The sequence below is a fragment of the Streptomyces sp. NPDC034670 genome, assembly GCF_055574875.1.
Map to the genome: position 1 here is coordinate 7,613 of NZ_JBVITR010000011.1, position 3,603 is coordinate 11,215.

Here is a 3,603-nt window from a genome sequence, read left to right on the forward strand (position 1 = left end):
ATCCGCCGCGGAGGCGGGGGAGGATACGGGGAGGTGCACGGCGCGGGGTGCCGCCCCCCCCCCCCCCCCCCCCCCCTCCCCCCCCCCCCCCCCCCCCCCGCCCGCTACGGGAGCGTCCGCAGCTTCCTGAAGTCCCAGGACACGACCTTCTCCGGGGTCAGCCGCATCCAGGCGTGCCGGCCGTCGTGGGGCATCTCGTCCAGGCCGAAGTACTTCCGGGCGAACAGGGTCTCGGGGACGTCGAGTTCCGCGCGCAGCTCGCCGGTGCGCGGCACCTCGCCCACGATCTCCATCCGCCCGGACAGCTCCGCGCCGCGCAGCTCGCCGTACTCCTCGCCCGTGTCCACCGCGATCGCCACCCGGGGATCCCGGCGCAGGTCCGCCCAGCGTCTGCTGCGGACGACCGAGTACAGCCACAGCGAGACGCCGTCCCAGACGAACCAGAGCGCGCTGACGTGCGGCGCGCCGTCGGCGGACACCGTGCCGACCCGGCAGGTGCGCTGCGCGGTGAGGAAGTCGTCCAGCTCACCCGGCGTCATCATGATCTTCCGGCCCCGGCGCTGCGTGGCGGTCATGCGGTCCCTCTTCTCTCACGTCGTAGCCGGAGGGAGATCCCCTGACATCACGTCGGCAAAGGATGAGTGGTCTTCCCCGCCCGTGCAAGGGCGGGGTGCTCGTCGCGCCGTGCGGCCCCGGCTGCCGCACACCGGCCGTGACGGGGCCCGGCCGGCCCGGCGGTGCCGCGGGGCGCCCTCCGGTCGCGCCCCGCGCCGGCCGTCCCCCCTCGTCCCGGCCGCCGGCGCCGCACCGTACGGCGCCGGCGGTTCAGGCGAGGGTGATCGAGCCGTCGCTGACGGTGATCCGCACGGAGGGCAGCGGCTCGGTCGCCGGGCCGCTTCGCACACTGCCGTCGGCGATGGAGAAGTTGCTGTTGTGGCAGGGGCAGTTGATGACGCCGTCGGCGACGCTCTGCACCGCGCACCCCTGGTGGGTGCACGTCGCCGAGAACGCCTTGAAGTCACCCGCCGTCGGCTGGGTGACCACCACCTTGCGGTCGGCGAAGACCTTCCCGCCGCCCTCGGGGATGTCGGCGGTCGAGGCGAGCGCGGCACCGGCGGCGGCTTCGTCGCCCCCGCCAGGGCCGCCGCCGCTCGCGCCGCCGTCCCCCGGCGAGCCGCCGGGGGAAGCGGAGCCGGCGGAGGAGGACGACGCGTCGTCGCCGGAACCTCCGCACGCGGTCAGCGCGACGGCGAGGCCCGCCGCTCCGGCCGCCGCCACGACGGTTCGACGGGCCGGTCCGGCGGGGGCGTCCCCCTGCTCGGGCGGAACCGGGGGCCAGGGGGAGGACTGGGGCGATGCGCTGGTCATGCGGGTGTGTCCCTTCCGGTGAGGACGGGTGGTCCGTGGAGAGGTACGGTCGGCGGGCCCGGGCCGTTCAGACCCCGCCCTGTTCGGGCACTGCCGGAAGCCTGGCCTGTCCGAGGTCGGAACGGCATAAGTCACGGCTGCCGCCGTCGGTTCCGGTACCGGGCCGGGCCGTCCCGGCGCGCGGCGGTACGCCGGTGGCCGTCCGCGCCACCGCCTCGGCCGCGGTGGCGGAGCACCGCGTGCCCTCCGGCCGTACGCGCGTCCCCGGGCCGCGCGTACGGCCGCCGCGTCGGCGCGGAGCCGCCCGGCCCCGGCCTTCCCGATCGGTCCTCCCCGGCCTTCCCGATCGGTCCTCCCCGGCCTCCCCGGCCGGTCCTCCCCGGCCCGCGGCGGATCCGCCGGGCGGGCAGCGCCCGGCCCTCCGCGAGACCGGACCGGAGTAACGTGTCGTTTCCGCACAGCGGTTGCACGACGAGGCCGGGTTCCGGACGGGACGCCTCCGCGCCGCTCACCTTGCCGACCTGGCACGCAGCGAGAGGCGGTCCCATGGACGTCTTCAGGACGACGAACGGTCCGGTCCGGGGCTTCCGGACCGCCGCCGGCGTCGTCGCCGTCCTCGGCATCCCCTACGCCGCCCCGCCGTTCGGCGCCGGCCGGTTCCGGGAACCCCTCCCGGCGCGGGCGTGGACCGCAGTGCGGGACTGCACGGACTTCGGGCCGGTCGCCCCGCAGTCGGCGCGACTGCCCGGCGCGCCCGAGTGGTCCCCCGGCGACGAGGACGTCCTCACCGTCAACGTCTGGACCCCGGCTCCCGAGGGCGGCCGCCTGCCCGTCCTGGTCTGGATCCACGGCGGCGCCTACGTCTTCGGCTCCTCGGCCCAGCCCGACTTCGACGGCACCGTGCTGGCGGGCGCCGGCCTGGTCGTGGTCACCCTCAACTACCGGCTAGGCTTCGAGGGCTTCGGCCACGTCCCGGCCCGCGAAGGGCTCGCCCACCCGGACAACCGGGGCCTGCTCGACCAGGTCGCGGCCCTGCGCTGGGTGCGGGAGAACATCGCCGCCTTCGGCGGTGACCCCGGCCGTGTCACGGTCGCCGGCCAGTCCTCCGGAGCCGCCTCCGTCGCCTGCCTGATGGTGATGGACCGTGCCCGCGGGCTGTTCCGCCGCGCCATCGCCCACAGCCCCGCCAGCCCCTGCCACACGCCCGGCATCGCCGCGGCGACCACCCGCGAGGTCGCCGCGGCGGCGGGGTGCCCCGCCACGCCGGAGGGCCTTGCCGCCGCGTCCCCGCAGGCCCTGGTCGGCGCCTCGGACCGGGTGGTCGACGCCTACCGGCGGGACCCGGCCTCCGGATCCCGTCACTACGACCCCGGCCTCTACGCCCCCGTCCTCGACGGCGACGTCCTGCCCGCCGACCCCCTCACGGGAATGACCGCCGGCGCGACCCGGGACGTGGACCTGCTGGTCTGCCACACCACGGAGGAGTACTGGCTGCTCGACGCGGTCGGCAGCAGCGCGAAGGTCACCACCGGGGAGCGACTCGCCCGCTTCGCGCGGGACTTCGGCCTTCCCGACGGCCTGGTGGACGGCTACCGCGCGGCGATGCCCCAGGCCCCGGTGCTCGACGTCTACCTCGCCGTCTTCGGTGACCTGCTGTTCGGCGAGTACGCCAACCGGCTCGCCGAGCAGCACGCCCGGGCCGGCGGACGGGCGTTCCTGTCACGCTTCGACCGGCGGCGCACCGGCCCGCACGGGACCGTACGGGCCTGGCACTGCGCGGACGTCCCCTTCGCCTTCGGCACCCTGGACCGGGACTGCCTGGCCTTCCTCGTCGGGGGCGCGCCCACCCCCGCGGACCACGGACTGGCCCGCCGCATGGCGCGCGCCTGGGCCGACTTCGCCGCCACCGGGGATCCGGGCTGGCCACCGCTGGACGGCCCCACCGTTCCGGCCAGGGTCTGGCACACCGACGACCAGGCCGACGACGTCGTCGACGCCGGCGCCGACGGCAAGGACGCCGCTGTCCGCGCCCTCTGGGCCGGGGCCGGCTTTCCGCTCCTGCGTCCGTGAACCGGGAAACCGCCCGGGCGGCCGGGGCCCCGGGGGGACGGGGGAGAACAGGAAATCCCCACGGCGGGCAGGTAATGGGAGCGGAGCCGGGGGGGGGGGGGGAGGAAGGGAGGAGGGGGGGAACGCACCCCCGCCCGCGACCCGGAAACGGAGAGGCGAGAGGGA

Annotated in this window: 3 protein-coding genes; 1 reads left to right on the plus strand and 2 read right to left on the minus strand. The window is 76.6% G+C overall.

Annotation, left to right across the window (positions count from 1 at the left end):
* Positions 1 to 104 precede the first annotated feature (104 nt).
* Together ACZ56B_RS10750 and ACZ56B_RS10755 are read right to left on the minus strand one after the other, a co-directional pair.
* Positions 105 to 575 (minus strand): pyridoxamine 5'-phosphate oxidase family protein, encoded by a 471-nt coding sequence (locus tag ACZ56B_RS10750; protein WP_468788420.1) that lies wholly within the window; start codon positions 573 to 575, stop codon positions 105 to 107.
* Between the two features lie 250 nt (positions 576 to 825).
* The gene (locus ACZ56B_RS10755) at positions 826 to 1,368 is read right to left on the minus strand and encodes a Rieske (2Fe-2S) protein (RefSeq protein WP_468788422.1); all 543 of its coding nucleotides are present in this window, start codon (positions 1,366 to 1,368) and stop codon (positions 826 to 828) included.
* A 546-nt stretch (positions 1,369 to 1,914) separates the two neighbouring features.
* Between ACZ56B_RS10755 and ACZ56B_RS10760 the strand changes: the two genes are divergently transcribed.
* Positions 1,915 to 3,438 carry a carboxylesterase/lipase family protein gene (locus ACZ56B_RS10760; protein WP_468788424.1) on the plus strand — a complete coding sequence of 508 codons (1,524 nt, stop codon included), beginning with the start codon at positions 1,915 to 1,917 and terminating at the stop codon, positions 3,436 to 3,438.
* Positions 3,439 to 3,603 lie beyond the last annotated feature (165 nt).

Excerpts from the sequence above, each read along its gene's own strand:
- ACZ56B_RS10750 (WP_468788420.1), bottom strand. The coding sequence starts at position 575 with ATGACCGCCACGCAGCGCCGGGGCCGGAAGATCATGATGACGCCGGGT.
- ACZ56B_RS10755 (WP_468788422.1), bottom strand. The coding sequence starts at position 1,368 with ATGACCAGCGCATCGCCCCAGTCCTCCCCCTGGCCCCCGGTTCCGCCC.
- ACZ56B_RS10760 (WP_468788424.1), top strand. The coding sequence starts at position 1,915 with ATGGACGTCTTCAGGACGACGAACGGTCCGGTCCGGGGCTTCCGGACC.